Genomic DNA, 26,312 nt, shown 5'->3' with positions numbered 1-26,312 from the left:
CTATGTTGCCGCATCATCGATCAGATATCATCACGTTGCGACATTATGCGATCATATGCCTCTGGACCTATGCATTCCCTCGCATGTTCGCAATAGAATATGCACGAATTCATATCGCTATAGGCTACGAATCCGCAATTGTAACATGATGCCTTGACATCGGTGGAGAACAGTTCGATGTCCGCACCACAGTTCGGACACTTCTTGATCTTCAATGAGGGCGTACCGAAGTTACCTCCGCCCGGACATTTGAACTCCATATTCGAAGGAACATCAACATGACTTATCTATCTTCCCGCGATATACCTGTTCGATATGGAAGACAGCCAAGGGATATTCGATGAGCTCATCGGCCTCAGGGATGCGTTACGCAAAGAGCATACCGTGAATGGCAGGGAACCGAAGATATGTTCTGATGAATCATTATCCGATATGGCTGAGAGGTTGCCGGCCAAGAAGAATGATCTGTTGATGATCAAAGGGATCGGGGAGACGTTCGTCGAGAAATACGGCGAGAGTTTCCTGATGATAACCCGTAAGCATATCAGGACTGCTGCGAAATCGGTACCTTTGGATGGAGCATCGGAGATTGCTCTGAAGGATCTACAGAAGAAGCTCACGAACATCAGCAAAGGCAATCCCTTGCTCTATTGCCCGAAGATGGTCAAGAGTAGGATGTGCGACCTTACATCATTCGGCATGGATGATCCCATGGAGATCATCAACGACAAGGAGATATTGCTCTGTGGTATCGACGATAGAGCAAGATACGAAGGATTGAACCTGATCTCTAGAGAGACTCTGCGTGATTTCAGGGAGAAAGGTTCGACCGATCTCTACATGGCATACCCTTTCATCTGCGGCCCCATAACAGATGATTTCCCTGTTATGGCTCCGCTGATATTGTTCCCTGTGAGATTGAGGAAACATGATCGCAGATTCTATCTATCATATGATCACACGAGGGATGCTGTGTTCAACAACACGTTGGTCCTTGCCAACATGAGATTCAACAACATCAGGAAGGACTTACAAGACTGTGTGATCGATGATCCATCCCATGCATTGGATGGGATGGATGATTTCTACAAAGACAATGGAATCACATACATCAACGAACATGATGATACACATCCATTCTCCTACCATGAAGAAAGTTCACTCAAAGTCGAACACACTCTCATTCTTGGTAAATTTCCGCTCTATTCCAACTCCATACAGAGGGATTTCGATGCGTTGGCATCGAAAGGGAGCATCAATAGGATCCTTGACAGACTGATATCTCCTCCTGAAAAAGAACCCATCGATCTCACTGAATCCGGTCCCGATGTGAATGAGAAGGATATCACATACATCAATCAGATAAACAGCGCACAGGAAAAGGTGATCGAGGTATTGACGACCAATGATGAATTGGTCGTCCAAGGTCCACCGGGCACAGGGAAATCACAGGTCATCACAGGGATGATCACTACCGCCATCAATGAAGGGAAGACGGTTTTGATGGTATCGGAGAAGAAGACAGCGTTGGATGTCGTCCATTCGCGTCTCGGAGATCTATCGAAATATGTGATGATGATTGATGACGTATCCGACAAGGATCTCTTCTACGAGCAATTGAGCATGATGCTCGACCTCCCTCCCAACGAGAATGTATCCCCTGCGGAGATCGACCCTATATCGGATAAGATAGAAAGACACCTCTCCGAACTCACACGTATCGCGGATGGTATGTATAGGCCGGACTCGTTCGGGATAGAGCCTTACAGGATGTATTCCCTGGTCAAAAAAGTGGATCTCAACGATCCCGATGAGTTCAGAAGATACCTTATGCTCAAGGACAACATCTCATCATCACTATTGAACATAGGTTATTCTGAACTCCATGAGGCGTACGAACGCTTCTGCGAGAAAAGAACGATCTCGGACATGAGATCATATTACCAATGCTTGGATTCGAATCCGTGGATGGCATACGTCAGAAGGGATCTCACCGATTTCGAATTGAGGAGTTTAGGAACAGATCTGCGTGAGCTATCCAAGGCATCCAACGAATACGATTCGATGGGATTCTCCGATAGGCTGTTCGGGAAGGGACATGTGACGAGGATGGCAACCACCATCCTCAACAGATACTTCACCAACTACAACGCGAAACATATCGATCAATTGTTGAATGATACGAAGAGGACCTTGGAATCATTGGAATCCTACCCGGATTATGTTGAGAAACTATCATCATACGAAAGATTGCCGAGGATCCAAAGGATGTATGGCGAGAACATAATATCCGTGAACACGAGGATGCCTTCAAGCTATGAGATGAGCAATGATGAGCTGTTCGCATTCATCATGATGGATCATCTCAAATCATTCGAGAGGGAGAATGCCGATCTCCTGAAGGATATCGATGATTTCGACATGATAAGGGATGAGGTTGATGCGGACATATCGGGAAAACGCAAAGCGACCAAGGATAGGGTCGAATTCATCCTGAGGGATTCCCTGAAAGCCGTCACGGATTCAAAGATGATATCCGAGATGCGCAGGATCACGGAAAGCAAACGCAGATGGTCTGTCAACAAATTCATATCGAAATTCGGTTCAGATCTCTTCAGAGGGATCAAAGTATGGCTTCTGACCCCGGAGACGGTATCCGAACTCCTCCCGTTGGATATGGGGCTCTTCGACCTATTGATATTCGATGAGGCTTCGCAGATGTATGTGGAGAAGGGCATACCATCGATCTATCGTGCGAAGAAGGTCGTCATAGCAGGTGATCACAGACAATTGCGCCCTTCGAGTCTTGGAAGCGGAAGGATCTGCTTCGATGAAGATGGTATCTCGGATGAGGACAGCCTATTGGATCTCGCCAGATCGAGATACGATTCCATAATGCTCAATTTCCATTATAGATCGAAGTATGAGGAACTGATAGCATTCTCCAATTACGCCTTCTACGGGGGAAGATTGTACGTATCTCCTAACGTGGATGTTCCTGAACTCCCTCCGATCGAGACGCATCTCGTGGATGGCGCTAGATGGGAGAACAAATGCAATCGCAAAGAAGCCATAGAAACAGTCTCTTTGCTGAAGAGGATACTATCCGAACGTGAGAACGATGAGACCATCGGGATAATCACATTCAACACCTCGCAGAGAGATCTGATCTATGATCTCATAGAAGAAGAATCGATCGATGACCCTGAATTCGGAAATGTCATAAGGAAAGAGGCCTCACGCAAAGAGAACGGAGAGGATATCGGATTGTTCCTGAAGAACATAGAATCCGTACAGGGGGATGAGAGGGATATCATCATCTTCTCCATCGGTTACGCCAAGAACGAATCTGGAAAGATATCAAAGATGTTCGGATGGCTCAACAACATCGGCGGGGAGAACCGCCTCAATGTCGCCATAAGCCGTGCAAGAAGGAAGATACACATAATCACATCATTCCGCCCGGATGAGTTGGATGTCTCCGATAGCAAGAATGAGGGTCCGAGACTTCTGAAGAGGTATCTCGAGTACGCATTCGCCGTGAGTTCCAAGAACAGGGATGAAGAGGAACAGATATTGAACTCACTATCCGAGAGAACGGATATCGTCGTCGATAGAACCGCCATCTTCAATGATCAGATATGCGAATCACTGAAGAGGAGGGGGTATGATGCTGAGACCAACTTCGGTATCGGAGGATACAGCATAGATGTCGTCGTGAAGGACGGTGACCAATACGTATTGGGGATCGAATGCGACAACTCACTCTACAGCGGAGCGACATCCACCAGGGAGAGGGATTATCACAGGCAGAAATACCTGGAATCAAGAGGATGGTCCATACGCAGAGTATGGAGCAACAAATGGTGGAACGACCCTGAGAAGGAGACCGATGCCATCGTATCGATATTGGAATCGGATGGACATCATCCTTCACGTGTACCCACTATACAAACATTATAATCGAATGGTGTCGGTTCACAGAACCATGACATTGAATGTTGGGGACAAGGCCCCGGATTTCACAGTGACCTCAACGGACAGGGATTCATTCAATTTGTATGAACAACTGAAGGATGGTCCGATACTGCTGAACTTCTACGTAGGGGATTTCGGCATCAACTGCACCAACTACATGGGAAAGTTCATAGAGCAATATGCTCGCTTGGAATCCACCGGAGTCAGGATGGTCGCAATCAACAATGACAGCTTGGACAGTCATAAGATGTTCAAGGACCGTCTCGGAGCGCCTTTCGAATTCCTCCATGATGCGGCTAAGACCGCAGCCAAGGAATATGGCGCGATAGTCGGCCCTGGTTTCATGGTGACCGGATTCACGAACAGAGAATTCTACCTCATCGATAAGGATGGGATCATCAGATTCATCTGGAGATCACCTGAACCCAAGGTCCTTCCAGAATTCGATGATATCATCAAAGGAATCGAGTCATCACTCTGATGCCTTATCCTCAAGAATGACGTCGGTCACATCCAACGTACCGACGCCTTTCTTGACATTCTTATTGGATGAGTTTATCACCAACCTCTTCTTGAACATTGGCGAATCCAATGTCATGGATTCGTACTCTCCGCCTTCTCCCATTATGCTGATGCCATATCTTGACCTGAGGATCTTAAGCTCATCCTTGGATGCATTATCGATATGTCTCCCCAACCATCTCTCATCCAGACCTTCAGCGAAAACACCTACGATGATGGCATCGATACCAGCGGACACCATCTCGTCATAGACCATGTCCTGATCCTTTCTCCACAATGGTGACAGCATGATAAGATCCAATTCTCCCAACACTCTATTCATACGATCCCATTGGTAATCCGACCACAGTGCGCCGACGACGACCCCATCGATATCAAGACCCTCCAATGCATCCTTCAATGCATCCATATCCCCCTCTTCAGTACCATCCGATACAACAGATATCATGGGGATGTCCATAGCTTCGGCCATCTTCGGAACGATAGAGAGATTCGGAGTATGGAAGATCCATGACGCCTTATCCATGGGAACGATGTTCACCAAGAAGGATATCTCATGACCCATCTGATGTGCCAGATATGTAGCGAACGTGGAGTCCTTCCCACCGGAGTACAATGCTGCCAATCTCATCGAAAGGATAATGTTCATCAGCAATATATAGGCGAAGGATATAGTGAGGATGAAGGCGACACCATGGCAGAAGTCAACCTCAAGAAGATCGTAGCGGAAAAGGCAGTGGACGAATACGTCAAGGATGGAATGAATGTAGGACTCGGAACTGGCTCTACAGCATATTATGCCATCCTCAGAATCGCCGAGAAGGTGAAGGAGGGATACGATCTCACATGTGTCGCAACATCCGTACAGAGCGAGGAACTTGCGAAAGAGAACGGCATCAAGGTCGTATCGCTCAGCGATGTGGATCACCTGGATGTCACGATCGATGGTGCCGACGAGGTGGATGATGATATGCAACTCATCAAAGGCCTTGGAGGAGCGCTGCTGAGAGAGAAGATCGTCGCCGCATCATCAGTCAGAGAGGTCATCATCGTCGACAGTTCCAAGAAGGTCGATATCCTCGGTGTCAAGACGCATCTCCCGGTCGAGGTCCTCAGGTTCGGACACGAGAAGACGAGGATAATGCTCGAGAAACAGGGATGCAAAGCAACACTCAGGATGGATGGTGACACACCATTCATCACAGATGGCGGCAACTACATCTACGATTGCAAGTTCGACGCCATAAGCAGCCCGTTCTTCCTGGAATCGAGGATCGATGTCATCCCAGGTGTCGTCGAGAACGGATTGTTCCTGAACGTCGCCACCACCGTGCTCATCGCATCAGGTGATGGCCATGTCGAGAGGATCGGGGAGTGATTGCTCCCATATTATATATGAAGGAATGAGAGGTTACTATAACGCCCAATCCCTTTTTATATAACCTCGATATTAGCAACTTTCCACGCATAATCAAGGGTGAATCAAATGAAAATGCCCAGAACGATCAAAACATATTGCCCCTACTGTGAGACACACACTGTCCACGACGTAGAAAGGGTCAAGAAGAAGAAAGCAAGCGAACTCAAATGGGGTCAGAGGAGATTCAGAAAGGTAACAGCAGGTTACGGAGGTTTCCCGAGGCCTAAGCCCGAAGGAAGGGAGAAGCCCACCAAGAGGGTCAACATCAGATACAGATGCACAGAGTGCAAGAAAGCGCACCTCACATCCTGCATCAGAGCAAAGAAGTTCGAGCTTACGGAGTGATCCCATGGTTAACGATTTCGTAAAGATCAAATGTGCCGACTGCGGCAACGAGCAGGTTACATTCAGCAAAGCAGCGACCACAGTCACATGCAACGTCTGCGGTGCGACACTTGTCAAACCAAAGGGCGGAAAAGCCGATATCAAAGGCGAAGTGGTCGAGGTATACAACTGATGTCTCGCGCCAGAGAATTTCCCGAGAACGGAGAGTTAGTAGTCTGCTCCGTTACGAATGTGAAGAACTTCGGTGCCTTCGTCACCCTTGATGAGTACGACGGCAAAGAAGGATTCATCCATGTAAGGGATATTGCCTCTGGTTGGGTGAAGTACGTTAGAGACTTCATCAGAGAAGGACAGAAAGTTGTCTGCAAAGTTCTGGGCGTAGATTCACAAAAAGGTCACATCGACCTTTCCTTAAAATCTGTCAACGACCACCAGAAGAGAGAGAAGGTCCAACAGTGGAAGAATGAGAAGAAAGCTGAGAAGCTTGTCGAGATCATAGCCGAGAGACTCTCGATCTCCGTTGACGAAGCTTACGACGAGTTCGGTAACGAACTCACCGAAGCATACGACACACTCTATGGCGCATTCGAGGCCATAGCTGCGAACCCCGACGAACTCCGTGACGACTATCAGGGAGATTGGGTCGAGACATTTATCGAAGTCGCGAAGGAGAATGTCACATTACCATATGTGGAGATCGACGCGATACTTGAGATGAGGACGCTCAAACCTGAAGGAATAGAGGACATCAGGAAAGCATTGGATGATGGACTCGAAGTCGCAGGCGATGAGGCCAAGGTATCGATTACATCCGTCGGTTCGCCGAAATACAGAGTGGTCATCACAGCCGACGAGTACAAGACGGCAGAGGACGTCCTGAAGAGGATCTCCACTACTGCGATAAAGTCGCTCACGAAAGCCGGTGGTGAAGCGACACTCAAGCGTGAGAGCAAGTGATACCCATGAGATCATCCCTCAGGAGGTGTCCTAAATGTGGACGCTATTCCATGAAGGAAAAATGTCTCGATTGTTCGGATGATACCGTAACGGCACATCCGCCGAGATATTCTCCAGATGATCGCTATGGCAAGTACAGAAGAGAGTCCATAATAGAGGAGTATGGAGAGAATGGGAAACTGCACAACGATCGTATATGATTGCATACCTGAACTCGATAAACCCATATTGATCGAAGGGCTCCCTGGTGTTGGTAATGTCGGCAAGATAGCTGCTGACTTCCTTGCGGAGAAACTCAACGCCAAAAGATTCGCTACGGTCTATTCAGACAGTTTTCCTCCACAGGTCATGTTAGATAGCGATTGCGTCATCGACATGGCATGCAATGAACTGTATTATGTGAACGATGTCAATGGAAAGGACATCATATTCTTACTTGGTGAATACCAAGGAACGACACCAGAAGGACAGTATCTGATCTGCGAGGATCTCATGAAGGATGTGTTCATAAGGATGGATGTATCCAAGATGATAACGCTCGGAGGATACGGAACGGGCAAGATGACCGATACTCCAAGGGTACTCGGTGCTGTCTCTGACATAGACATGAAGGTGGATCTCCAGGATCACGGAGTAATCTTCTCTCCAGGGGAACCTGCAGGAGGGATCGTTGGAGCATCCGCATTGTTAGTTGGGTTCGGCAAGATATATGGGATCCCTTCGGTGTGCTTAATGGGCGAGACATCAGGTTATTTTGTGGACCATAAGAGCGGTATCGCATTGTTGAAAGTGCTTGAGTCGATCATCGGGATCGAATTGGATCATGCTGAACTTGATTCGAAATGTCAACAGATCGATGAGCTCACCGCTAAGGTCAAAGAGATGGAAGCTGAGCAACAGAAAACTGTCGATCTCGGTTATATTGGATGAGCCAGTCCATCAGCCTGTGACGGATTGGCCAATCAGCAAGTTTAAATAATCTATCTATATTGTCAGTCTGTCCTCACTTAGCTTAGCCTGGCTAGAGCGGCTGACTGTAGAGAGTTCCCGGCAATGCCGGTACAGCCGCTGAAATCAGCAGATCCCCTGTTCAAATCAGGGAGTGGGGACCATACCTTTACATTTTAAATATAATGAAACTAAATGGTTACATATGAAATCTGTACGTCAATTGACGGATTTTGTTGTTCCCGTCTCCGATCTCAAGATGATGAATTACGCCTTTTTGGTTTGGTTCATGGAAGAGAATGCCGGACTTACATACAAAGAGGCCCGTGTGGTCCTCAGGGACATCAGAGGAGAGTCCGTTTCCGATCTTGCGGAGCTGTTTGGGTGTACGACGCAGGCAATTCATAACTTCGATAGGAAGGGAACGAAGAAGCTTATAGATGCCGGTATCCTGTTGCCGGAAGAAACCTGATGGTTACACTTTTTCGCTCTCCCCCTACTAACTGCTAACTCTCTAACTTGGGGAAAACATCGATTATTGATGAAAAATGATGATTTTCATAATTTCGGACCGAGTTTTTCGGTCCATCCATATTTAAAGCGATATACCGCCGTCTATGACAATTGTCCTTTCAGACGAATTACGATTCGATGGTCCCTTCAAAAAATCGATGTGGGGCAGTATACAAAGTGGTTTTTCTCTAAAGATAATGATTGTGATACTCTTCTTTCGACAATCAAACCATACAAAAATAATTGTCACAATCCCTGTCTGAAGGGATTACTTTAAAGGCGATCAATCACATTGAGTCACCATGAGTTTCATCAAAGACAATCCTTGGGCAATTGTTCTAAGCATCATAGGTGTTCTTGTTGCTCTTTTATTGTTTGTAGTTGAAACTGGTATCGCAGATGCATTTACTAGTATTTTCAGTTGGTCTGCTGATAATGCTGATCATTATGGGTTCTATTCTGCCGGAACGATGATCAGAATTATACCTCTGATTATGTTTGGTGTCGGAATACCATTAGGAGTGGTAGCTGCCGCTCTCAGATTAGTTCGCCAATGATCACAAAGTGTATTGGTAGATTTTATTTTGAAAAACATCTTTTTTTAAACCTACAACAGTTCAATTCATCATTGGTGCTAAATTATGAAAAATGACACTTCAGAACTATTAACGTACACAACGGTGAGGATAGTATGCGATGATAAATCGATTGGTACAGGATTTGTTATCGAACTGTGTAAGAAGGGTAATGAGTGCAAACCTGTGATAGTAACAAATCGGCATGTAATAAACGGTTTCAAAAAATACCAGTATGAAATGTGTATTGCAGACCAAGATGGACAACCAATTGATACTGAAGTAGTTTGTTTTGAAGGAGAAGTTACTGAATGGATTTTACATCCCAACCCTGAAATAGACCTGGCATGCCTACCAATTGCCCCCCTTATAAGAGAATCTAACAAACGTGGATTGAAACCATATTACCGTTCATTCGACACCACACTTATACCAACAATAGAACAAATGAACGAATTGTCTGTAATCGAAGATATTTTTGTCATAGGATATCCCACTGGGCTAGAGGATACAGTAAACCACAAACCACTAATTAGAAAGGGAATTACATCCACACATCCTAAAAACGATTACATGGGCAAACCACATTTCGTAATTGATTGTTCAATTTTCCCAGGATCAAGTGGTTCACCCGTAGTAATATACAATCGTGGAGGTTATCCAATACCTGAAGGAATACAATTTGGAGAGAGATTGATCCTGCTTGGGATAATATGTCAAACTTTCCTTCATGATTTAATAACAATCTCCGTAGATACAACCTCCAAGCAAATGGATAAGATACCAAATGATCTCGGTTTGGTGATAAAATCATCCCAGATATTAGAATTTGAAAAACTATTGGGTGAATAAACCTGATAATAACCTAGCACCATCTTTATTAGTTACCCCACATTATTTCTCGAATCTGGGAAACTAATCTTATCATATCAAGGAAGTCATGTATATCGGAATATACAGGATCTTTCCATCGGCCTTCATATTCCTAGAATGAACGACGATTGTTTCATCGATTCTTTTTGAATATCTTTCCATAAAGATATCCAGAGACCTGTGCTTAGATGATACTGAAGATTTGACCTCCACCGGGATTATCTTCTTTCCTTTCGGCAGGATGAAATCGATCTCGTGGACGTTCTTGTCATTCTCCTTCTCCTTGAATTCAACGTAATGCAGTTCCTTTCCAGAAGAACGGAGCAGCTGTGCAGCTACGTTCTCGAACAGCATCCCTTCATTGATGGATAGCTTTCCTCTGGTGAATGCAGAATAGACTTCAGGCATTGACAATACGCCGTTATCAAATGCTAGGGACATCAGGAGGCCTGTGTCGAGAAGATAGCATTTGAACGGCTCGCCATTGTTCAGATTGCTCGTTATATCCGGATCCGTCGTTGCTTTGCATCTCTCACATATCCTTGCCGATACAAGCCACTCGATACCGGGTGTGAAATAAGTCTGACGGCTGTTCTTCTTTATCATCCCTGGACGGAAGTTCTTCCTGTGGGTGGACAGCATCGACGGTATCTCCTCGAATATCGCTCTGGCCTTCGTTCCCGCAGAACCTCCGATCTTGGACATGTCATCCCTGTACAGATCAAGGATGACTTTCTTGACCGTTTCCACGTCGGCCATATCGTGCGTCTCCACGTATTTGGAGACGGCCTGCGGCATCCCCCCTGTGAGCATGTATGTCTTGAACTGCTCCATCACCGATCTGTGAACCGGCTCTATCAGCGGTCCCCTCTTCTCATACGCTTCCCTTATGATCCCGATCATGTCCTCGAACCCGCAGGCCCAACACCACTCTTCGAAATCCATGGGGTACATGCGAAAGTGCATCTCCTCCGACGGGATTTGGATCTTGCGCGTATTCTGTTTGAGTGTGATGAGAGAGCCGGTTTCTATGTAATCAAAACGTCCGTCCTTCACCAGATACTTGATGAGCTCTCTGGCCTTTGGGTACTTCTGGACCTCATCGAACACGACAAGACTCTTTCCCGGCTTTAGCCTCACATTGCAGACCATCTGAAGTGTGGACAGGAGTTTATCGATGTCGTGACTGTAAGTCTTGAACACTGATATGATGTCTTTCTCCACATGATTGAAATCGATCAACAGGTAGGAGTCGTATTCATTCTTGGCGAACTCCTCTACGATCGTACTTTTCCCGACACGCCTTGCACCTTCAAGCAGCACGGCGTATTCGCGTGCCCATTTGTTCTTCCAATCGAGCAGCTCATCGTAGATCTTGCGCCTGAATACGTTCATGACGATGCATGGTCGTACGTTTATTTATACAATCCCTTAGTTCTTTTTTCATTGAAAAATGACAATCCCTTAATTCCTGAATATCAAATTTTATACAATCCCTTAGTTCAATTTTTATTGAAAAATGACAATCCCTTAGTTTCTTTTCCGGTCATTAAGCACTCATTAAGCAAATAATATCGTGTTTTTTTCATTAATATAGGGTTTTTTACAGACTTCTTTATAAATAAGATTACCAAAAAAATAGCTTTTCAAACCAACATTAGGACAGTCAATTAAGCATCCATTAAGCACTTCAAAAAATCGATGTAGGGCTGTATACAGAGGGCTTTTTTCATTAATGGAGTAAAAGAAAATGAAGGCCGAAGGTCAGTTCAAAATCCCTCTTAATTTGAGTTCAATTCTTGCAGATTCAGCATCCTTGAACAACAGATCATCCCCTCCTGCCTTTCTCCACGATTCGATGTTGTTCGGAGTGTCATCAATTAAGAGATAGTTGCTGCCTTTAGCAAACTTGGGCTTGTCCCTCCTAAGAACGATGTTGACTTTCACTTCATACCCCAGATACTTCCTTACCCATTCCAGTTTGTCCGTATCTGCACCGATAATGTTCCTAATCGCCTTAGGGATGGCAGTCAGTATCTCAACTTTATCCCCACAGATATCCTGGACTTCCTTGAACAGACCCAATGTATTCTCGATAGGATCTAATCTGAAGTAGAAGCGATCCACCTTCCTCATAGCACTGAACATCCGCTCATCGTATTCCGGAGTATTTGGGTTCTGTGTGGGAGCTTCCATCTTACATAACTCAACGATTCCTTTGTTGAAATCCGACAGGACACCGTCCATATCGAAGTAGATCTTCTCGTAATTCACTATATCACATCCATTATATCTTGAACACACTACATCGCAAGAACTCATTCTTAATGCTATCTAATTGATTTTTAATTCAATCATCCTTATAATACTGAGAAGTGATTATTACAACCAAGGAATCAGAGCACATGGCCGTAAATTTGGATTCACATGCTGAATTCGACAAACACAGAGACGATTCCGTTTTCATGGAATATCTGTTGAAGCATCATTCTGATATCATCGATCAGAAAGAAGGTGTGGACAAAATCCTCTATTCTATGGAAATTGCACGTTTGCTAGCCAGAGTTGCCGTTCATGAAAGATGCTTAGCTGATTATGAAAAACGGCCCAGAGATCAAGACAAATACATCACTTATCACAAAACAGCTCTTTATGTTGCCAGAAAAGGAATTGACATCGGAACGAATATGGCATACGATGCCCACGAAGAAGGAAAAGATGTCCCCGATATTCTTTACAATCACTACATGGGTTGGATTTTTGTTCAGTATTCAATGATGTTAACGGAAACACACCGCTACTTTGCTGCCATGAATGCAGTAACATTTGCACAAAATTTCCTTGGTCATGATATAACAAGAATCGCTTCTCAATTGGATCAAAAACAAGTTCTACAACAATTGAAGAAAATACCCGAACTTGAAAAAGTTTCTTTCAATGTTTCTGCAAAACAATTACCTACAAAAATTCAAGACACCCTCAAGTTACTTTTCTCCGACCTAGCTGAAGCGATTACTGAAAAACAGTTGCGCATATTATTCAAAATCTACAAAGAGGTGCCTGATAGATACCGCGATCTATATGTGGGGTACATCTACACCTTCCTGGCACATTTCTTGGAAGTATATGATGAAGAAAAATACCGCAATTCTTTCGGCGAAGTAGCTTTAACACTGCACAAAGAATATCCAAAGAAGCCTGAAAAATACCTGGATCTTCCTGATTTATCACTCAAAGATATAGAACATAAAGATACTCTGGAGGAACAGGAATACGCCATTTGGGTCATTAGTGGCGGATTGGTATTGAGTTATCTCGATTTTGTTCCCGATCTTCGCCTCCGTCTTCAGTACGTCTGTGACGATCTCGAATTTGATTTCCACACGCCTGAATTGAATCTGATGATGGAAGATGCGATGGAGACCTACGCTCATTGCAGATATCTGGTCTACAGAGCAACCCATTTTGCGAGTCCGGAAGCCGATCTTGCATATTGTATAAGTCCAAAGACCAAACGTATCTTCAATCAGGAATTGTTGCTGGATGCATATCCGCGTCTTTATTCTGTTCTTGATAAGATTTCACACATTGTCATGAAAAGTTGTGGGATTGTCCTGACACCGAATAAGGAAGGGTATATTCCACAGCCCTCGTACAATCAGATCGTCAAAGAAATACGCAGCCATTCTGAAAGTAACCCTTATCTTCTGACATTATGCGAAATATTCGACGAGATCAATCCGCGTTTCATTTACAAAATCCAAAAAGATCTACCATTCTACGCAATGCTTCCGGAAGCAGAGGACATGGACAGGATTAGACATCACATCATCCATTCCGGAGTATCACTGACAGAGAAAAGCACTGGTAAGAAATCGAATAAGGACATCAGCTACATTTCAGAAAGAGAATTTGCGATTAGGTGTCACGATCTGCTATGCCTGACGAAAGAAGTAATCATGAATACTTGCCTTGCCATCGAGTACAGAAACCAGCAGAAATGAAAACATATTTGTTATATCATAAAGCAAATTCGTTTTACGATGTATGTTCACCTCGCTTTTGCCGGAAGAGAACCAGATCCAACTCTGAATACGATTAAGGCAATACCGAATGCAATCGATAAGGTCGTTCTTTTGTACAGTATTTCTGAGGATCACGCTTATGAGAGAACAACAGAGGTCCTGAAGGAAAAATTGGGAGAAATGGGATACGCATGTGAATCCAAGGTGATTAAACCATTCGATTTCCTCAATATTGTGGATACCATCTACAACATCTATGAAAAATACAGCGAGGATGATAGAAAAGCCAAATTCTCTGTGGATATAACCAATGGCACCAACCTTATGTCAGCCGCAGCATGTAATACGGCATTTTTCATGAATTCAGAGGTATACTACATAATGGATCGGCGTAAATTCGAGGATAAACCGTTGGAGGATCTATTGGTAACGATTCCTTCTCCAAAGATACCTGATGTCAAACATCTTGGAGAACTATCCCTTAATATGCTGAGGTTCATTGCTGAAGAACAGGATTTACATCATGAAGTATGTAATGCAGATGTTGCTCGCCAATTTGACATGAAGCCCCAGGCGGTAATGTACCACATCAATAGGCTTCTGAATGCGGGTATCATTGAGCTGGAGGATGCATATACACCTAAGGGTAAGATTGACAAACGCAGGAAAGCGATTAAGATCAAACGCGAGGGGCGGTTTGTTTTACGGTGGGTATGATTGGACTGAAGATCCTTTCCATTAATTTATCGCTAGCCGGCATCCATCTGACAGAATCAACCTTGTATGCCGCCACTTCCTTGTCACAGTATTCCAGTTTATTGACTATGTCTTCAATCTCCCGATCCTTAGCATAGAAAAGTTTCAGAATCAGACATCTAGTAAGATCGAATGCCATCGGGACGCATTCCTTGTCGAACACTTCGTCCTTATCCTTGTGAACGATAATGCTACGCTGTCTGTAAAGATATCCGACTTTCTTGTAGAGGTTAGTTTGTTTTTTACCTCTTACCTCCCCTCCATTGCGAACCATACGGGAAACACTCTGTCTGATTCTTTCGCTTACGCCATCCCCGATGGGAGATCCTATCTCCGGGAATTGCTGGGAGAATAATTCCCATATTCCCGAAATTGATATGAATGCTGTTTCAACATCGTTGCATCTGTATGCGTTTCTGAAAAGATCAAGCATTGTTTTTATAAGCTTGTCTTTGCTGCTCATATTCCATTGGAAATACCATTCACGGAACTCTTTGTAGAACTGTTGGAATTCCTTCTTTTCCTTATCCTCTAAGGTAAATATTGGAAGTATCCACAACGACATATTGGTTTCATAGTGATAAAGATCATTGACACCTATGCCGCCCTCTGGCAATACGCCCAGTCCAAATCCGGCACGATTGACCTTGAACAATCTGATGGCATCAAGAAGGCATTTCTCTTCCTCTTCCCAATCCCTTTCGGTCTCTAATTTGAAGTACCTGAATTCCTGATAATCCGCACAGCAAGTGCCGTCATCTTTCTTTTTCACAGCATAATCAAAATAGATCCTGTTCGCAGTGGAGAACGGTGCGAACAGATGGTGAAAAAAGTCAAAGAGCGTATCGACCGTAATTGTTTCTCTCGGCTCGTTCGTTATCTTACCGTCAGGACCCTTCCTGTTGTAGAGGTAGGACATCTTCTTCTCTTTAATAGGCTTCACATCATGCGCTGAAACGGTTCCGTATTCGAAAGGAGTTAAATCTACATCAAGTAGAGAATCGTCCATTCCATTGCACAAAATGATTGCCAAGTTCCACATAGTTATGGTAAGAATGTGGGCCTTATTCCACGTTTCTACAAATAGCCAAAATTAATTTTTTATTATCAAAGAATTTTACTTTATAATTTGCAGATTGTCATACAATTATGAAAACAGAAACTACCTCAGTCAGGAAGTTCAGGTCTGCAAACATCCACATCTACGGAAAGTGCAACTACCACTGTGAACACTGTTTCGACAGATGCCTGACGATGCCGCACTGACCGTCAACGTACCTCCGAGCACCACCGCCTCTTGCAAATCGGTCGTCGGCGAGTACAAGAAGGTTCACCCCGACGCCAATCCGGACAGCCTCAGGATCTATCTGAAGGGCGACGGCGTCCATCCCGACCTCACCTACACGGTGAAGATCGAGGTCGGATCCAGCCACAACGGCGAGACGTACGATGTATGCTATTTCGATGAGACCAAATCCGTCAGGGTCACAGGCACGGTCACCGACGGCAAACTGACATTCGAACTGAAAGGTGATGACGAAAGCAGAGGCGAGATCTCGATCACCTTCGCGACCGATTCCGCGTTAGGGATCAAGGACAGAGTGTGATTGAAATGGAAGGGAAGATGAAGATCGCATTCATCGCCATAGCCATCGTGGCCACGGTCGCGGTCGCCGGCGTGGGTGTGTCCGTATTCATGAACAACGACGGCGGCTCTGCGGAGAGACCCACATACAATGCCGACGTCAACGTGAAGATAGATGACGAATACAAATCGTTCAGCGGAACGGGGAAGACCGTCAAGGAGATCCTCGAATCCGCTCTGGGAGACGATGTGAAAGTAGGTGCCAACGGCAACGTGTCATCCTACAAGGAACAGAAGAACAACTCTGACCACTCCTGGGTAGTGTTCAGGTACCAGACGCCCAAGGGATGGGTGAACGCCACGGATGACAACCTGGCGGAAGGTGCCACGCTGGCACTGGAATTCTCGGAGAAGATCGTGGAGGGCGGGAAGACCACTTACAAGGTGCCGACCCTCGAGGTCAAGAAGACCGTGTGGTTCTTCATCCAGATCCCCGCATTGGACGACATAAAGGAATGCGTGGAATCCGGTTCCTTCAAGGTCAGGGAGGACTCCAACGGAAATCCGCTGAAGAGCGTCGAGGACTGCTATAACGAACTGAAGGCCTGGACCGTCAATGCCGGGCTGAGCAACAACGACCTCAAGAACGGATTCTGGATCAAGGGAACAGGATCGTACATGAACGAGGCCCTGGCCAACGGGCTGCACGACACGTTCTTCTCCGGCGAGACCATGACGGTCGAGGATGACGGTGTGACCATCGACTACTGCATCAACGGCGATGTCATGCATTCCTCGCTGAAGAAGAGCGACCTCTACGGATGGTTCGTGGATTTCCTCGGATGGGGCGACACCCAGCTGAACAACGGTGATTGGACCTACTGGTCGCAGTACACGTACAACCCCAACGCGAAGACCCTGGACGACGCACGCCAGTGGGAATACGACCAGTGGGCGCTCGGATTCTATGACATGGACCTGTACAAGTATGTCGCACTGGTCCTGCAGACCACCCCGCAGAAGGACGGAGGGGACTTCGATGTCGATGTCCCCATTCCGACGCCTTCGGCGATCCCCGAGGAGCTCAAGGCATGAAGATAACCCGCACCAAGATCACCCTGAGCATCGTCGTGATGCTTGCCGTAGTGATACTCACCCCTGCCATGGGGCTGACCAACGCGGAGCGCGACGGAAGGAGCGGCGTGGTGCTGGACTTCGGATACTGGAACACCGAATGGGTGACGATGGACTTCGGCGACGGGATGAACGGCTACCAGGCACTGGAGAAGGCCTGCGAGCTCAAGGGTTTCACGGTCACATACACGGACGACGCCCACACCCAGGTCTATTCGATCAACGACCAATCGAATCTCCAGGGAAAGAAATGGGGGATGTATACCCTTCACGGAGGCGACTGGATCCCCTGTGACGATCCCTCCGGCATATCCCTGGGCAAGAACGAGATAATAACCTGGGCGAGAGCGAGCGACTCAGAAGATATAGTTCCGGGCACCGACCAGTCAGGATTCTCGTACTACAGTTACGCAGACAACGGTTATTCCCTCAGGACCGGCGAGAAGCTCCGGGTGGTATCCCTGGCCCCGTCGGTGACCGAGACCATCTGCGCCATCGGCGGACTGGACTACATAGTCGGTACCGACCTGTACAGCAACTATCCCGAGGGAGTGACGCAGGCGAAGAACGACGGGAAGATCAAGAATGTCGGCGGATACTCGGACCCGAACTACGAATGGATAGTGAAACTGGGTCCGGACGTGGTGTTCTGCGAGGGCGGTACCGGAGAGCACGTGGCCATGGCCGACAAACTCAGAAAATCCGGCATCGACTGCGTCGTGACATACGATGTCACGGACGTGGAGAAGCTGTACGACAACATCTGGATGGTTGCATCGGCGATGGGGCTCAGCAGGAACGCGAATTCGGTGATATCGGCATTCAGGGGCACGATGGATACGGTCGCGGGAGTGATCGGATACCAGGCATCCGTCAGAACGTTCGTCGCCCTCTCCGCGGACCCGTCCCCGTGGACCTCCGGATCCAATACCTTCGCATCCGACATAATCTCCAAGGTATCTGGAACTAACGTGTTCGATTCGCAGTCGTCGTCTTGGTTCATGGTATCCAAAGAACAGATCCACTCCAAACAGCCGCAGGTCATAATCATCGTCCATGGCGGCGAGATAACCACACAGGAACAGTACGACCAGGTGATGGGCTGGATAGACCCAGTGTGGCAGGAGACCCCAGCATACCGCAACGGCAACGTGTACCTGTTCACCGGGAAAGCCGCTGATCTCCTGTCCAGGCCGGGGCCCAGATTGTGCGAGGCCGCGGAATTGCTCGGGAAGGCCCTGCACCCCGATGCCTTCCTGCAGAGGGACCCGCTGGATTCCATCCCGAAGTATCTGGGCAACGACTACGATATCTATCTGAAGTATCAGAGGGAGATAGCATGAAGAGGGCCGCCATCATACTGATCGCGTTGCTGACGGCTCTGGCCGTGGTCCCCGTATCCTCTGCGGATTCTGCCGAGGACAGCGTGCTGGTGGATTTCGGGAACGGCTCATACCGTTGGTATCCGAACAGCGGTGGATCCACTTTCGATGCGGTCCTGGATTCGTCGGTGGATTCCGGCACAGCGGATACGATCAGGAACGTGCATACCTCGGACTGCCATTGGAGACTGTTCGTCTGGAACGGCAGCTGGGAGGATAAGGGCATAGACCTTTCCGCAGCATGCTCCGGGACCGTCGCGTTCGGATACTACCCGGAAGGGTTCGCACCCGTCTCCACCCCGGAGTACAGGGATTCCTGGACCACGCTCGGCGGTTCGTCGACCGCGTCCAACATCTCCGTGTCCCACGGTCAGAAGAACCCGAAGGTCCCAGTGGAATGGTACAACACATACACCACAGGATATGTCGACTCCGGATTGGTCGTAGCAGGGGATATGCTGTACCACACCACGGGCGGCGTCTACGAGGGAGCAGGAGAGGATGCGGATGCCTGGGTCTACGGCCTGGACAGGTTTTCAGGTTCGGCAGTATGGAAGTACCACGGGACCAAGGGTGCAGGATACGAGGTCACGACTCCGCTCATCATCGGGGATTATCTCATCGTCACATTCACCTGCGGCGACGTCATCTGCTTCGACCGCCACACCGGGGCGGTAAAGGATAAGATCACCGTGGACAACACCCCGCCGCTGGACGGGGACGGGAACGTCGTATGGAACGGCAGGACCTTCTACACAGGAGGCACCACACCGGTATATGACTCCGGACGCATCTACTTCGGAACATCGTCTGGAACCGTCAGATGCCTGGCACTTTCTTCCTCGGGGACATTCTCCGATGACTGGGAGTACGTGCCGCCATCGACAGTCGACGGCAGCCAATACACGGGCACCCGCGGATGCTTCTACTTCCATGCCCCGACAATCTATACCGTAAACGGACAGAGGATGCTGTTCATCGGGAACTACGACGGCTACGTACATGCCGTGAACGCGGATACGGGTAATCCCGTATGGGTGAAGAGGGTCATCGATATGACCGCCAACAACCGTGCCGCCCCTGGAACCCCTGGTTCTGCCGCATCGGTCTCGATGTCGCCCGACGGATCGCACCTGCTGGTAGGGTGCACCGACGGTGCGCTATTCTCGCTTGAAGGATACCTTCTGGCACTTGATCCGCTCACGGGTAACGGACTCACCCATTCGGACAGTTCTGAATGGAAACTGGACGGACTGTTCACATCCCCGGTGATTACCGCAGGCGGTTTCTACTCCTATGTGTCCCCGCTGTCCGCGGGTTCGGACACCTTCCCGAAGGCCGGCGGCGGAGACGATACCGTCACCAATTCCGTCTATTTCTTCGACTGGGACGGGGAGGTCGTCTGGAAGACGGGAGAGTATCAGATGATCAAAGGTGCACTGACGATGGATGCCGACGGCATCCTGTACGGCACTGATTACTCCGCCGGGAGCTTCTGGCCCACCGGCGGCGCTCTGACCGCATGGGATTCCAGCGACGGTTCGGAGTTATGGAGGGTCCTGCTCTCACCCTATACCCAGGACTCGTATTCCATGGTGCAGCCGACCGTCATCGACGGCAAGATCTACACCGGCAACGACTTCGGTGCGGTGTACTGCCTGAGCGACGTGAAGGGCGAAGGCACCGAAGAGGAGAGGGTGCAGGCGCTGCAGTCGGTGGGATTCGCCCACTGGTCGTGGTATCTCACCGTGGCTGTGGCCGCCGTAACGATAGCGGGATTCGCCATATTGTACTGGAGGGGCTGAATGGCTGAAAAGGGAAGACTGTTCACTTCGCTGAAGAAGGGATACAAGGGACTGAAGGAGGACCTGGGTTCGCAGGACGACTCCGAGATTGCAAGGAAGAAGAAGAGGTTCACTCTGATAGTGATATTCGGACTGGTCATGTCGGTGATCGCGTTCCTGATATCCATCTCGATATCATCCGGAGGCGTAATCCCGGTATCCGAGGCGGTCTCGGCGCTGTTCTCCTCCATAGGTAAGGCCTTCAGCGGCGACAGGAACCTGGATATGATCGAGCTGTACATCTACAACGCCAGACTCCCCAGGACTATCGCCGCCATCGCGGTGGGTGCCGGACTTGCCGTTGCGGGATGCATGTATCAGGCGATCATCCGCAACCCCCTTGTCGACCCCTACATCACGGGAGTGTCCTCGGGTGCAGGGTGTCTCGCCATGGCCGCCACCGCACTTGGGTTCAGCATACCCTTCCTTGCTGACAACACCCTGTACATCATCCCCGTGGTAGCGATCATCGGAGGTATCGTGGCATTCTTCATCACCATGACCGTCGCGGAGGGATCTGGCGGATCCTCCATCAACTACATCCTTGCAGGAACCATCGTCGGTTTCGCGTTCTCCTCCGTGCAGACCATCTTCATGAGCATGGGGAAGGACAATCTGACGGACGTGATGTGGTGGCTGTACGGAAGCTTCGCCAACATCACCTGGGAGAACGCATGGATCATATTCATCCCCGCGATGGGCATTGCCATCGTGGCCATGATCTGGGCGAGGGAGTTCAACCTGTACTCCATGGGCGAGGATCAGGCCGCCCAGCTCGGTCTCAATGTGAAGAGATTCAAGAGACTGACCATGATCACCGCATCCATCCTCACCGCACTCTGCGTTGCGTTCGTCGGCATCATCGGATTCGTCGGACTCGTGGTGCCCCACGCATGCCGTATGGCACTGGGAAGCGACCACAGGCTGATAATGCCAGCTTCCGTGGTCATAGGGGCGATGCTCATGCTGTTCGCTGATCTGGTGGCGAGGACCGTGATGTCCCCTGCAGAACTGCCCGTGGGTGCCATCACGGCGATCATCGGTACCCCGGTATTCGCTTACATGCTCATGAAGAGGGGGCGCAACTATGACGGATGAAACTCCTCTCCTGAAGATTCAGGGACTTATCAAGGACTTCGGGGATTTCAGAGCCCTGAAGGGTATCGACCTGGAGTTCGGAAAGGGCCTCCTGGTAGGGCTCATCGGCCCCAACGGATGCGGCAAATCCACCATGATGAAGTGCATCAGCCGCCTGCATCCTCAGACATCGGGTACAATCGAAGTGGACGGGAAGAACGTCTCCGAGATGAAGCCTGCGGAGGTCGCCAAGATGGTGGCCACCGTTCCCGCTGAAGCGGGACAGACCTTCGGCATAAGCGTCATGGACATGGTGATGCTCGGGAGGTATCCTTTCGTCGAGAAGATATGGTGGGAGAACCCCGAAGACGAAAGGGTCACCATCGAGGCGATGAAGACGTTCGGCATAGATCACCTCAGACGGAAACAGGTGGCACTCTGCTCCTCGGGAGAGAGACAGCGCGCACTGATCGCTAAAGCATACGTGCAGCAGCCCAAGCTCATGCTGGTCGACGAACCCACGTCGCACCTCGATATGAAATACAAACTCCAGGTCATGGAATACCTGCAGAAGATGGCCAGATCAGACATGACCGTCATAGTGGCCGAACACGACATCTCACTGATGGCAAGGTACTGCGACGTCTGTGTCATCATGAAGAAGGGCGAGATCGTGGCCGTGGGCGACCCCAAGGAGATCATCACCGAGGACCTGATACGCGACGTATACGACGTGGAGGCACGCGTCGGATTGGATGTGGATGGGGAGATATACGTACTGCCCAAGAGGTACGTCGAGGGCAGCCTTTGACTGCTCCTCGACAGCCCTCATTTCTTCCCCTTCCCCGCATAGAAGTACATATGCTTGTGTCCTTCTTTGGAGGATTCTTTCACATACCCCTTACCAATCAACAAGTTTACGTCATTGCGTATCGTCTGAGGAGAGACCCCTGACTTCGAGGCCAACTCGTAAACACTCTGTGGACCGTCCGAATTCATCAAAGATGCCAATATATCCGTCTGTCTCTGGGTTATATCTCCCGCATCAGTCAGATCCCTTACATGCCTACGCTCATCGATCTTCTCTCTGAGATAATTCGTGAATATCTCGATGGACAGCATTACCATCCTGATGTTATAGTCAATGAAGTAGGTCACGTCATTACCGTCGGTCTCGCACAGCTGATATGCTTCCTCGTAACCCCCTTTGTGCTCCTTTATCGCCTTAGATATCGAAAGGTATTCCATCACCGAATATCCCTCTCTCATCGTATACCAATAGAAAAGCGATCTGGAGACACGTCCGTTACCGTCCATGAATGGATGAATGTAAGCAACGATGAAATGAAGCAGTATCCCCTTGATTATCGGATGGATGTAATCACTCTCATCGTTGACAAATCTGCAGAGGCCGTCTATCATCGGGTCGATGAGTTCGTACGAAACAGGTTCGTGGTAGGTCTCCCCTGTGAGTATGTCTCGAACCGTGATAGAATTATCCTTGCGGAAATTCCCCTCATATCCGGGGTCTTCCAGCGTATCATGCGTGACTATGCCGTGCAGCTCCCTGATGAATTCTGGAGAAAGATCCCTGTCCAGATTGGATCTTATGAACTCCATGGCACGATAGTTGTCCAGGATCATCCTTTCCGATCTATTCTTAGGATCTATCTTATCACGTAGCATCCTCTTAGCAACTTTTGTTGTTGTAGCGGCACCCTCCATCTGACTGGATGCTATGGACTCTTCCATCATGGAACTGATGGACAGCATCATCTTCCTCTTGTCATCGAAACCGTTAATCGGCAACAGGCCTGTGGACAATGCCATATCTATCTGGTGCAGGGGCTTCTGGAATCTGTCCAATAGGTTATATGATATAGAGAGATCCCCAATGTTTACCCTCTTGCAAGTGTTCAATCTCATGATCTTCATGAGATACCAGAGACTTTCACGACCATAATGACCGCAATCACAATATTGGAGTTTATCCCAGTGAATATACTTTTCATTGTAGTTCCTTGCCAGATCCATGGAATTGGGATCGAACAGTATCTCTGGACTTGGCTTGATCTGCGACAGATCTAGAGCATTTTTTGGTCTCTTCATGTTTCTTCAAATAACGTCTAAATATTAAAAAATTATTTTTTTGAAATTTGAAGTTGTTTGAAGTTTCGTCTCTAACAACCCATATAACATGTGGATGTATACTCCAAAATATTCGGGTGCTCAAATGAATGAGAACGAATCCTGGAACGGAAGGAAACTGTACTGCTACATGTGCGGACACTTCTGGACCGTACGCAACGACAAGCCTCCGAGGACCTGTCCCAGATGCCGTTCCTCACGCTATAATACGCCGATAAAGAGGGAGCACAAATGTACCTACTGCGGGAACGTCTGGACTCTCGGATCGATCACAGACAAGTGCCCCAAATGCGGACATGCCTTCAGCATGTTCTCCGATTCCAAGGTATGCCACTGCAACCAATGCGATCATGAATGGCTTCCGCGTACCGACAAGGTCCCCGAGAGATGTCCCAAATGCGATTCCCACAACTGGAACGACAAGAAACTGAACCAAATCATGTGCAGGAGGTGCGGTTTCGTCTGGAGAAACAAGGTGGACAACCCCAAGAAATGCCCCAATTGCTTCTCCACAAAATGGAACGAGATGACGTTCAAACTCCAATGCAAGAGGTGTGGGCACAAATGGATGTCCACCAATCCTGATGGATCAAAAGGGGTAAAGGTATGCCCTGTCTGCAAATCGCCGAATTGGAATGAACCTCCGAAGACTCTGAGATGCTCCAACTGCGGGACTGTCTATATCCATCAGAAGAAGGGGAGCCAATGCCCAAACTGTTCGGAGAAGCACAAGGGTCTGGCCGTGAAGAACTACCACTGCGAATTCTGCCATGCGGAATGGACCTCACTCTCCACTAACTCCCCGATATGCCCCAATTGCGGCATACCGCTGAATCTCTTGCCGACCTTCGCCCTGGAAGGTTCGGCAACGCTCTGGATGAATGACACCGTCAAGCTGAGCTATACCGACCTGTACGATTACGGATGCATATACCTCTGGCATGGCGATTACCCCGTGGCGTCAATCGGATTGGAGACCTTCCTCAAAGGGACCAGGCTCACCGTCTCAGACATCACGATCAGGGCTCTGTCCATCGAATACGATGAGTTCTGGGGAGAGGTTGCGGACTACATATACAAACACCGCGACGAATACCGTGAGAACATACCCTATTTCATGAAACGCCTGGGGCTCTGCGAAGAGGACGCAGAGGTACTGGCACTCCACTTCATGGGATTCTGCCCCGAGGTCATAGCCATCCGTCTCCAGAGACCTATAAAGGACATAAGGGAGGTATTCGACAGGATAATGAAGGCGTATTCCGACAACGGGATAGTGGTCAACGATTCCATCTTCACAGAGGACCCCATCGCACTCTACGAATCCACGGACGGATGCCTCTGACGGTTCCGGCGTAATGAGAGCATTATCCTTTTGTCACCTACTGATTGTCAATATCTTACATAATATGACGATTTACAGGGCCATTACCTACCGATTATCAAGAAATTCCAAATAAGATAGTTAAACCCGTCGGGCCTATATGGATGTATACTCCAATTAGAGGTGGGCACTTGGACGAGAGCACTTTCCAGGAAGGCATGGCACGCCTGATACGGATCACCAACAAGAATCGACAGACCAACGGCGCCAATGCCGTCTCTCCGGAAGCTGTCGGTGGGTATCACATATGCAAGATGTGCAATCATGTTTGGAAAATTCGCAAATCTAACCCCAATCCCAAATCGTGTCCGAGCTGCCATTCCACCATATGGAACAGTGCTCTGGCAAGGAAACTGAGATGCTACAGATGCGGTCACGAATGGGTCACCAACATAGAACATCCGACGATGTGTCCACATTGCAAATCCAGAACCTACGACTCCGAGACACTGACTGTATCCTGCAAAAGATGCGGCAGCCGTTGGGAGGATGACATGAACAGGACCGAGGTTAACTGTCCGAAATGCGGAACGATCTCCCGCGATGATATCAAGATCGTACCCCGGGCCAATAACCCTGAACCCGATGATGATCGGAAACCGACAGGCAACCCTCCGCCCATAGGCTGGACGGACGTGGAGAGACTGTCCGAACAGCCCGATGATTACTCCAGACTGGTCTACCTGAACAAGATCGGATTCGGACCGACGGAAGCGGATATCCTCGTCCGCTACATGAACGAACAGAAACCTGTGGACATAGCGTTGGAACTCGGCATCCCCCTGGGTGTCGTGTTCGAGACCATAGTGCCATACATAGACGCAGCTGGAACGGAAGCACATTGAC

General features: G+C 48.3%; 27 protein-coding genes and 1 tRNA gene. 22 read left to right on the top strand and 6 right to left on the bottom strand.

Annotation, left to right across the window (positions count from 1 at the left end; genetic code table 11):
* Positions 1-20: 20 nt before the first annotated feature.
* Positions 21-260 carry a hypothetical protein gene (locus tag ACI2NF_RS04160; RefSeq protein WP_177971949.1) on the bottom strand — a complete coding sequence of 80 codons (240 nt, stop codon included), beginning with the start codon at positions 258-260 and terminating at the stop codon, positions 21-23.
* 55 nt (positions 261-315) lie between these two features.
* On the opposite strand from ACI2NF_RS04160, the gene ACI2NF_RS04155 reads away from it, so the two are divergent.
* Both ACI2NF_RS04155 and ACI2NF_RS04150 read left to right on the top strand, forming a co-directional pair.
* Positions 316-3,963 carry an AAA domain-containing protein gene (locus ACI2NF_RS04155; RefSeq protein WP_400211129.1) on the top strand — a complete coding sequence of 1,216 codons (3,648 nt, stop codon included), beginning with the start codon at positions 316-318 and terminating at the stop codon, positions 3,961-3,963.
* A 25-nt stretch (positions 3,964-3,988) separates the two neighbouring features.
* A complete protein-coding gene (locus tag ACI2NF_RS04150; RefSeq protein ID WP_400146897.1) occupies positions 3,989-4,459 on the top strand; it encodes a peroxiredoxin family protein in 471 nt (156 codons plus the stop codon).
* Here the strand turns inward: ACI2NF_RS04150 and ACI2NF_RS04145 are convergent.
* A complete protein-coding gene (locus tag ACI2NF_RS04145) occupies positions 4,451-5,149 on the bottom strand; it encodes a diphthine--ammonia ligase (RefSeq protein WP_400211128.1) in 699 nt (232 codons plus the stop codon). The two genes, ACI2NF_RS04150 and ACI2NF_RS04145, sit on opposite strands and share 9 nt — an antisense overlap.
* Positions 5,150-5,194: 45 nt before the next feature.
* Between ACI2NF_RS04145 and rpiA the strand changes: the two genes are divergently transcribed.
* The 10 genes from rpiA to ACI2NF_RS04095 all read left to right on the top strand — a co-directional run bounded on the left by rpiA (position 5,195) and on the right by ACI2NF_RS04095 (position 10,110).
* Complete coding sequence (gene rpiA, locus ACI2NF_RS04140; RefSeq protein ID WP_400146902.1) at positions 5,195-5,878, top strand: ribose-5-phosphate isomerase RpiA; 684 nt, start codon at positions 5,195-5,197, stop codon at positions 5,876-5,878.
* 108 nt (positions 5,879-5,986) lie between these two features.
* On the top strand, positions 5,987-6,265 hold the full coding sequence (locus ACI2NF_RS04135; RefSeq protein WP_177971953.1) for a 50S ribosomal protein L44e: 279 nt from the start codon (positions 5,987-5,989) through the stop codon (positions 6,263-6,265).
* Positions 6,266-6,269: 4 nt separating this feature from the next.
* Positions 6,270-6,437 carry a 30S ribosomal protein S27e gene (locus tag ACI2NF_RS04130; RefSeq protein ID WP_177971954.1) on the top strand — a complete coding sequence of 56 codons (168 nt, stop codon included), beginning with the start codon at positions 6,270-6,272 and terminating at the stop codon, positions 6,435-6,437.
* Positions 6,437-7,222 carry a translation initiation factor IF-2 subunit alpha gene (locus ACI2NF_RS04125; protein ID WP_400153155.1) on the top strand — a complete coding sequence of 262 codons (786 nt, stop codon included), beginning with the start codon at positions 6,437-6,439 and terminating at the stop codon, positions 7,220-7,222. The genes ACI2NF_RS04130 and ACI2NF_RS04125 overlap by 1 nt, the downstream gene beginning before the upstream one ends.
* 5 nt (positions 7,223-7,227) lie before the next feature.
* On the top strand, positions 7,228-7,422 hold the full coding sequence (locus ACI2NF_RS04120; RefSeq protein WP_400210343.1) for an RNA-protein complex protein Nop10: 195 nt from the start codon (positions 7,228-7,230) through the stop codon (positions 7,420-7,422).
* On the top strand, positions 7,394-8,152 hold the full coding sequence (locus ACI2NF_RS04115) for a proteasome assembly chaperone family protein (protein ID WP_400152004.1): 759 nt from the start codon (positions 7,394-7,396) through the stop codon (positions 8,150-8,152). Before ACI2NF_RS04120 ends, ACI2NF_RS04115 begins: the two co-directional genes overlap by 29 nt.
* A gap of 71 nt (positions 8,153-8,223) precedes the next feature.
* Positions 8,224-8,334, top strand: a tRNA-Tyr gene (locus ACI2NF_RS04110).
* Positions 8,335-8,375: 41 nt separating this feature from the next.
* Positions 8,376-8,642, top strand: coding sequence for a hypothetical protein (locus ACI2NF_RS04105; RefSeq protein ID WP_400211127.1), 267 nt, complete (start codon positions 8,376-8,378; stop codon positions 8,640-8,642).
* Between the two features lie 343 nt (positions 8,643-8,985).
* Entirely contained in the window at positions 8,986-9,240 is a 255-nt protein-coding gene (locus ACI2NF_RS04100) for a hypothetical protein (RefSeq protein ID WP_400211126.1), read from the top strand.
* Positions 9,241-9,324: 84 nt separating this feature from the next.
* Positions 9,325-10,110 carry a serine protease gene (locus ACI2NF_RS04095; protein WP_400211125.1) on the top strand — a complete coding sequence of 262 codons (786 nt, stop codon included), beginning with the start codon at positions 9,325-9,327 and terminating at the stop codon, positions 10,108-10,110.
* Between the two features lie 72 nt (positions 10,111-10,182).
* Here the strand turns inward: ACI2NF_RS04095 and ACI2NF_RS04090 are convergent, their stop codons facing one another.
* Both ACI2NF_RS04090 and ACI2NF_RS04085 read right to left on the bottom strand, forming a co-directional pair.
* A complete protein-coding gene (locus ACI2NF_RS04090) occupies positions 10,183-11,526 on the bottom strand; it encodes an ATP-binding protein (protein WP_400211124.1) in 1,344 nt (447 codons plus the stop codon).
* Between the two features lie 369 nt (positions 11,527-11,895).
* Positions 11,896-12,405 carry a 5' nucleotidase, NT5C type gene (locus tag ACI2NF_RS04085; protein WP_400211123.1) on the bottom strand — a complete coding sequence of 170 codons (510 nt, stop codon included), beginning with the start codon at positions 12,403-12,405 and terminating at the stop codon, positions 11,896-11,898.
* 131 nt (positions 12,406-12,536) lie between these two features.
* Here ACI2NF_RS04085 and ACI2NF_RS04080 point away from each other — a divergent pair, with 131 nt between their 5' ends.
* On the top strand, positions 12,537-14,135 hold the full coding sequence (locus ACI2NF_RS04080; protein WP_400211122.1) for an LA2681 family HEPN domain-containing protein: 1,599 nt from the start codon (positions 12,537-12,539) through the stop codon (positions 14,133-14,135).
* A 39-nt stretch (positions 14,136-14,174) separates the two neighbouring features.
* Positions 14,175-14,873, top strand: coding sequence for an HFX_2341 family transcriptional regulator domain-containing protein (locus tag ACI2NF_RS04075; protein ID WP_400211121.1), 699 nt, complete (start codon positions 14,175-14,177; stop codon positions 14,871-14,873).
* On the opposite strand, the gene ACI2NF_RS04070 is transcribed toward ACI2NF_RS04075, so the two are convergent.
* Complete coding sequence (locus tag ACI2NF_RS04070; RefSeq protein WP_400211120.1) at positions 14,836-15,954, bottom strand: hypothetical protein; 1,119 nt, start codon at positions 15,952-15,954, stop codon at positions 14,836-14,838. The two genes, ACI2NF_RS04075 and ACI2NF_RS04070, sit on opposite strands and share 38 nt — an antisense overlap.
* Positions 15,955-16,156: 202 nt before the next feature.
* Here ACI2NF_RS04070 and ACI2NF_RS04065 point away from each other — a divergent pair, with 202 nt between their 5' ends.
* The 6 genes from ACI2NF_RS04065 to ACI2NF_RS04040 all read left to right on the top strand — a co-directional run bounded on the left by ACI2NF_RS04065 (position 16,157) and on the right by ACI2NF_RS04040 (position 22,745).
* Positions 16,157-16,519, top strand: coding sequence for a hypothetical protein (locus ACI2NF_RS04065; RefSeq protein WP_400211119.1), 363 nt, complete (start codon positions 16,157-16,159; stop codon positions 16,517-16,519).
* A gap of 89 nt (positions 16,520-16,608) precedes the next feature.
* Positions 16,609-17,592 (top strand): hypothetical protein, encoded by a 984-nt coding sequence (locus ACI2NF_RS04060; protein WP_400211118.1) that lies wholly within the window; start codon positions 16,609-16,611, stop codon positions 17,590-17,592.
* Positions 17,589-18,974, top strand: a complete 1,386-nt coding sequence (locus tag ACI2NF_RS04055) for an ABC transporter substrate-binding protein (RefSeq protein ID WP_400211117.1) — start codon at positions 17,589-17,591, stop codon at positions 18,972-18,974. The genes ACI2NF_RS04060 and ACI2NF_RS04055 overlap by 4 nt, the downstream gene beginning before the upstream one ends.
* Positions 18,971-20,818 carry an outer membrane protein assembly factor BamB family protein gene (locus ACI2NF_RS04050; protein WP_400211116.1) on the top strand — a complete coding sequence of 616 codons (1,848 nt, stop codon included), beginning with the start codon at positions 18,971-18,973 and terminating at the stop codon, positions 20,816-20,818. The genes ACI2NF_RS04055 and ACI2NF_RS04050 overlap by 4 nt, the downstream gene beginning before the upstream one ends.
* Positions 20,819-21,955 (top strand): FecCD family ABC transporter permease, encoded by a 1,137-nt coding sequence (locus tag ACI2NF_RS04045; RefSeq protein WP_400211115.1) that lies wholly within the window; start codon positions 20,819-20,821, stop codon positions 21,953-21,955.
* Positions 21,945-22,745 carry an ABC transporter ATP-binding protein gene (locus ACI2NF_RS04040; protein ID WP_066076371.1) on the top strand — a complete coding sequence of 267 codons (801 nt, stop codon included), beginning with the start codon at positions 21,945-21,947 and terminating at the stop codon, positions 22,743-22,745. Before ACI2NF_RS04045 ends, ACI2NF_RS04040 begins: the two co-directional genes overlap by 11 nt.
* A 17-nt stretch (positions 22,746-22,762) precedes the next feature.
* Here the strand turns inward: ACI2NF_RS04040 and ACI2NF_RS04035 are convergent, their stop codons facing one another.
* Positions 22,763-24,043, bottom strand: coding sequence for a Fic family protein (locus ACI2NF_RS04035; RefSeq protein WP_400211114.1), 1,281 nt, complete (start codon positions 24,041-24,043; stop codon positions 22,763-22,765).
* Positions 24,044-24,167: 124 nt separating this feature from the next.
* Here ACI2NF_RS04035 and ACI2NF_RS04030 point away from each other — a divergent pair, with 124 nt between their 5' ends.
* Both ACI2NF_RS04030 and ACI2NF_RS04025 read left to right on the top strand, forming a co-directional pair.
* A complete protein-coding gene (locus ACI2NF_RS04030; RefSeq protein ID WP_400211113.1) occupies positions 24,168-25,427 on the top strand; it encodes a hypothetical protein in 1,260 nt (419 codons plus the stop codon).
* A 170-nt stretch (positions 25,428-25,597) separates the two neighbouring features.
* Positions 25,598-26,311 carry a hypothetical protein gene (locus ACI2NF_RS04025; protein ID WP_400211112.1) on the top strand — a complete coding sequence of 238 codons (714 nt, stop codon included), beginning with the start codon at positions 25,598-25,600 and terminating at the stop codon, positions 26,309-26,311.
* Position 26,312: the final 1 nt, after the last annotated feature.

Origin of the sequence: Candidatus Methanarcanum hacksteinii, assembly GCF_964305265.1 — an archaeon.
Taxonomy (GTDB): domain Archaea; phylum Thermoplasmatota; class Thermoplasmata; order Methanomassiliicoccales; family Methanomethylophilaceae; genus Methanarcanum; species Methanarcanum hacksteinii.
Note: the sequence above shows the minus strand (reverse complement) of the source record. Positions and strands in the feature narration are given on the sequence as shown.

Coding starts and splice junctions, on each gene's coding strand:
- ACI2NF_RS04105 (WP_400211127.1), top strand. CDS start 8,376: ATGAAATCTGTACGTCAATTGACGGATTTTGTTGTTCCCGTCTCCGAT.
- ACI2NF_RS04155 (WP_400211129.1), top strand. CDS start 316: ATGGAAGACAGCCAAGGGATATTCGATGAGCTCATCGGCCTCAGGGAT.
- ACI2NF_RS04060 (WP_400211118.1), top strand. CDS start 16,609: ATGAACAACGACGGCGGCTCTGCGGAGAGACCCACATACAATGCCGAC.
- ACI2NF_RS04145 (WP_400211128.1), bottom strand. CDS start 5,149: ATGAACATTATCCTTTCGATGAGATTGGCAGCATTGTACTCCGGTGGG.
- ACI2NF_RS04130 (WP_177971954.1), top strand. CDS start 6,270: ATGGTTAACGATTTCGTAAAGATCAAATGTGCCGACTGCGGCAACGAG.
- ACI2NF_RS04055 (WP_400211117.1), top strand. CDS start 17,589: ATGAAGATAACCCGCACCAAGATCACCCTGAGCATCGTCGTGATGCTT.
- rpiA (WP_400146902.1), top strand. CDS start 5,195: ATGGCAGAAGTCAACCTCAAGAAGATCGTAGCGGAAAAGGCAGTGGAC.
- ACI2NF_RS04095 (WP_400211125.1), top strand. CDS start 9,325: ATGAAAAATGACACTTCAGAACTATTAACGTACACAACGGTGAGGATA.
- ACI2NF_RS04160 (WP_177971949.1), bottom strand. CDS start 260: ATGGAGTTCAAATGTCCGGGCGGAGGTAACTTCGGTACGCCCTCATTG.
- ACI2NF_RS04045 (WP_400211115.1), top strand. CDS start 20,819: ATGGCTGAAAAGGGAAGACTGTTCACTTCGCTGAAGAAGGGATACAAG.
- ACI2NF_RS04035 (WP_400211114.1), bottom strand. CDS start 24,043: ATGAAGAGACCAAAAAATGCTCTAGATCTGTCGCAGATCAAGCCAAGT.
- ACI2NF_RS04040 (WP_066076371.1), top strand. CDS start 21,945: ATGACGGATGAAACTCCTCTCCTGAAGATTCAGGGACTTATCAAGGAC.
- ACI2NF_RS04075 (WP_400211121.1), top strand. CDS start 14,175: ATGTATGTTCACCTCGCTTTTGCCGGAAGAGAACCAGATCCAACTCTG.
- ACI2NF_RS04135 (WP_177971953.1), top strand. CDS start 5,987: ATGAAAATGCCCAGAACGATCAAAACATATTGCCCCTACTGTGAGACA.
- ACI2NF_RS04150 (WP_400146897.1), top strand. CDS start 3,989: ATGACATTGAATGTTGGGGACAAGGCCCCGGATTTCACAGTGACCTCA.
- ACI2NF_RS04080 (WP_400211122.1), top strand. CDS start 12,537: ATGGCCGTAAATTTGGATTCACATGCTGAATTCGACAAACACAGAGAC.
- ACI2NF_RS04100 (WP_400211126.1), top strand. CDS start 8,986: ATGAGTTTCATCAAAGACAATCCTTGGGCAATTGTTCTAAGCATCATA.
- ACI2NF_RS04030 (WP_400211113.1), top strand. CDS start 24,168: ATGAATGAGAACGAATCCTGGAACGGAAGGAAACTGTACTGCTACATG.
- ACI2NF_RS04120 (WP_400210343.1), top strand. CDS start 7,228: ATGAGATCATCCCTCAGGAGGTGTCCTAAATGTGGACGCTATTCCATG.
- ACI2NF_RS04090 (WP_400211124.1), bottom strand. CDS start 11,526: ATGAACGTATTCAGGCGCAAGATCTACGATGAGCTGCTCGATTGGAAG.
- ACI2NF_RS04065 (WP_400211119.1), top strand. CDS start 16,157: ATGCCTGACGATGCCGCACTGACCGTCAACGTACCTCCGAGCACCACC.
- ACI2NF_RS04125 (WP_400153155.1), top strand. CDS start 6,437: ATGTCTCGCGCCAGAGAATTTCCCGAGAACGGAGAGTTAGTAGTCTGC.
- ACI2NF_RS04115 (WP_400152004.1), top strand. CDS start 7,394: ATGGGAAACTGCACAACGATCGTATATGATTGCATACCTGAACTCGAT.
- ACI2NF_RS04050 (WP_400211116.1), top strand. CDS start 18,971: ATGAAGAGGGCCGCCATCATACTGATCGCGTTGCTGACGGCTCTGGCC.
- ACI2NF_RS04070 (WP_400211120.1), bottom strand. CDS start 15,954: ATGTGGAACTTGGCAATCATTTTGTGCAATGGAATGGACGATTCTCTA.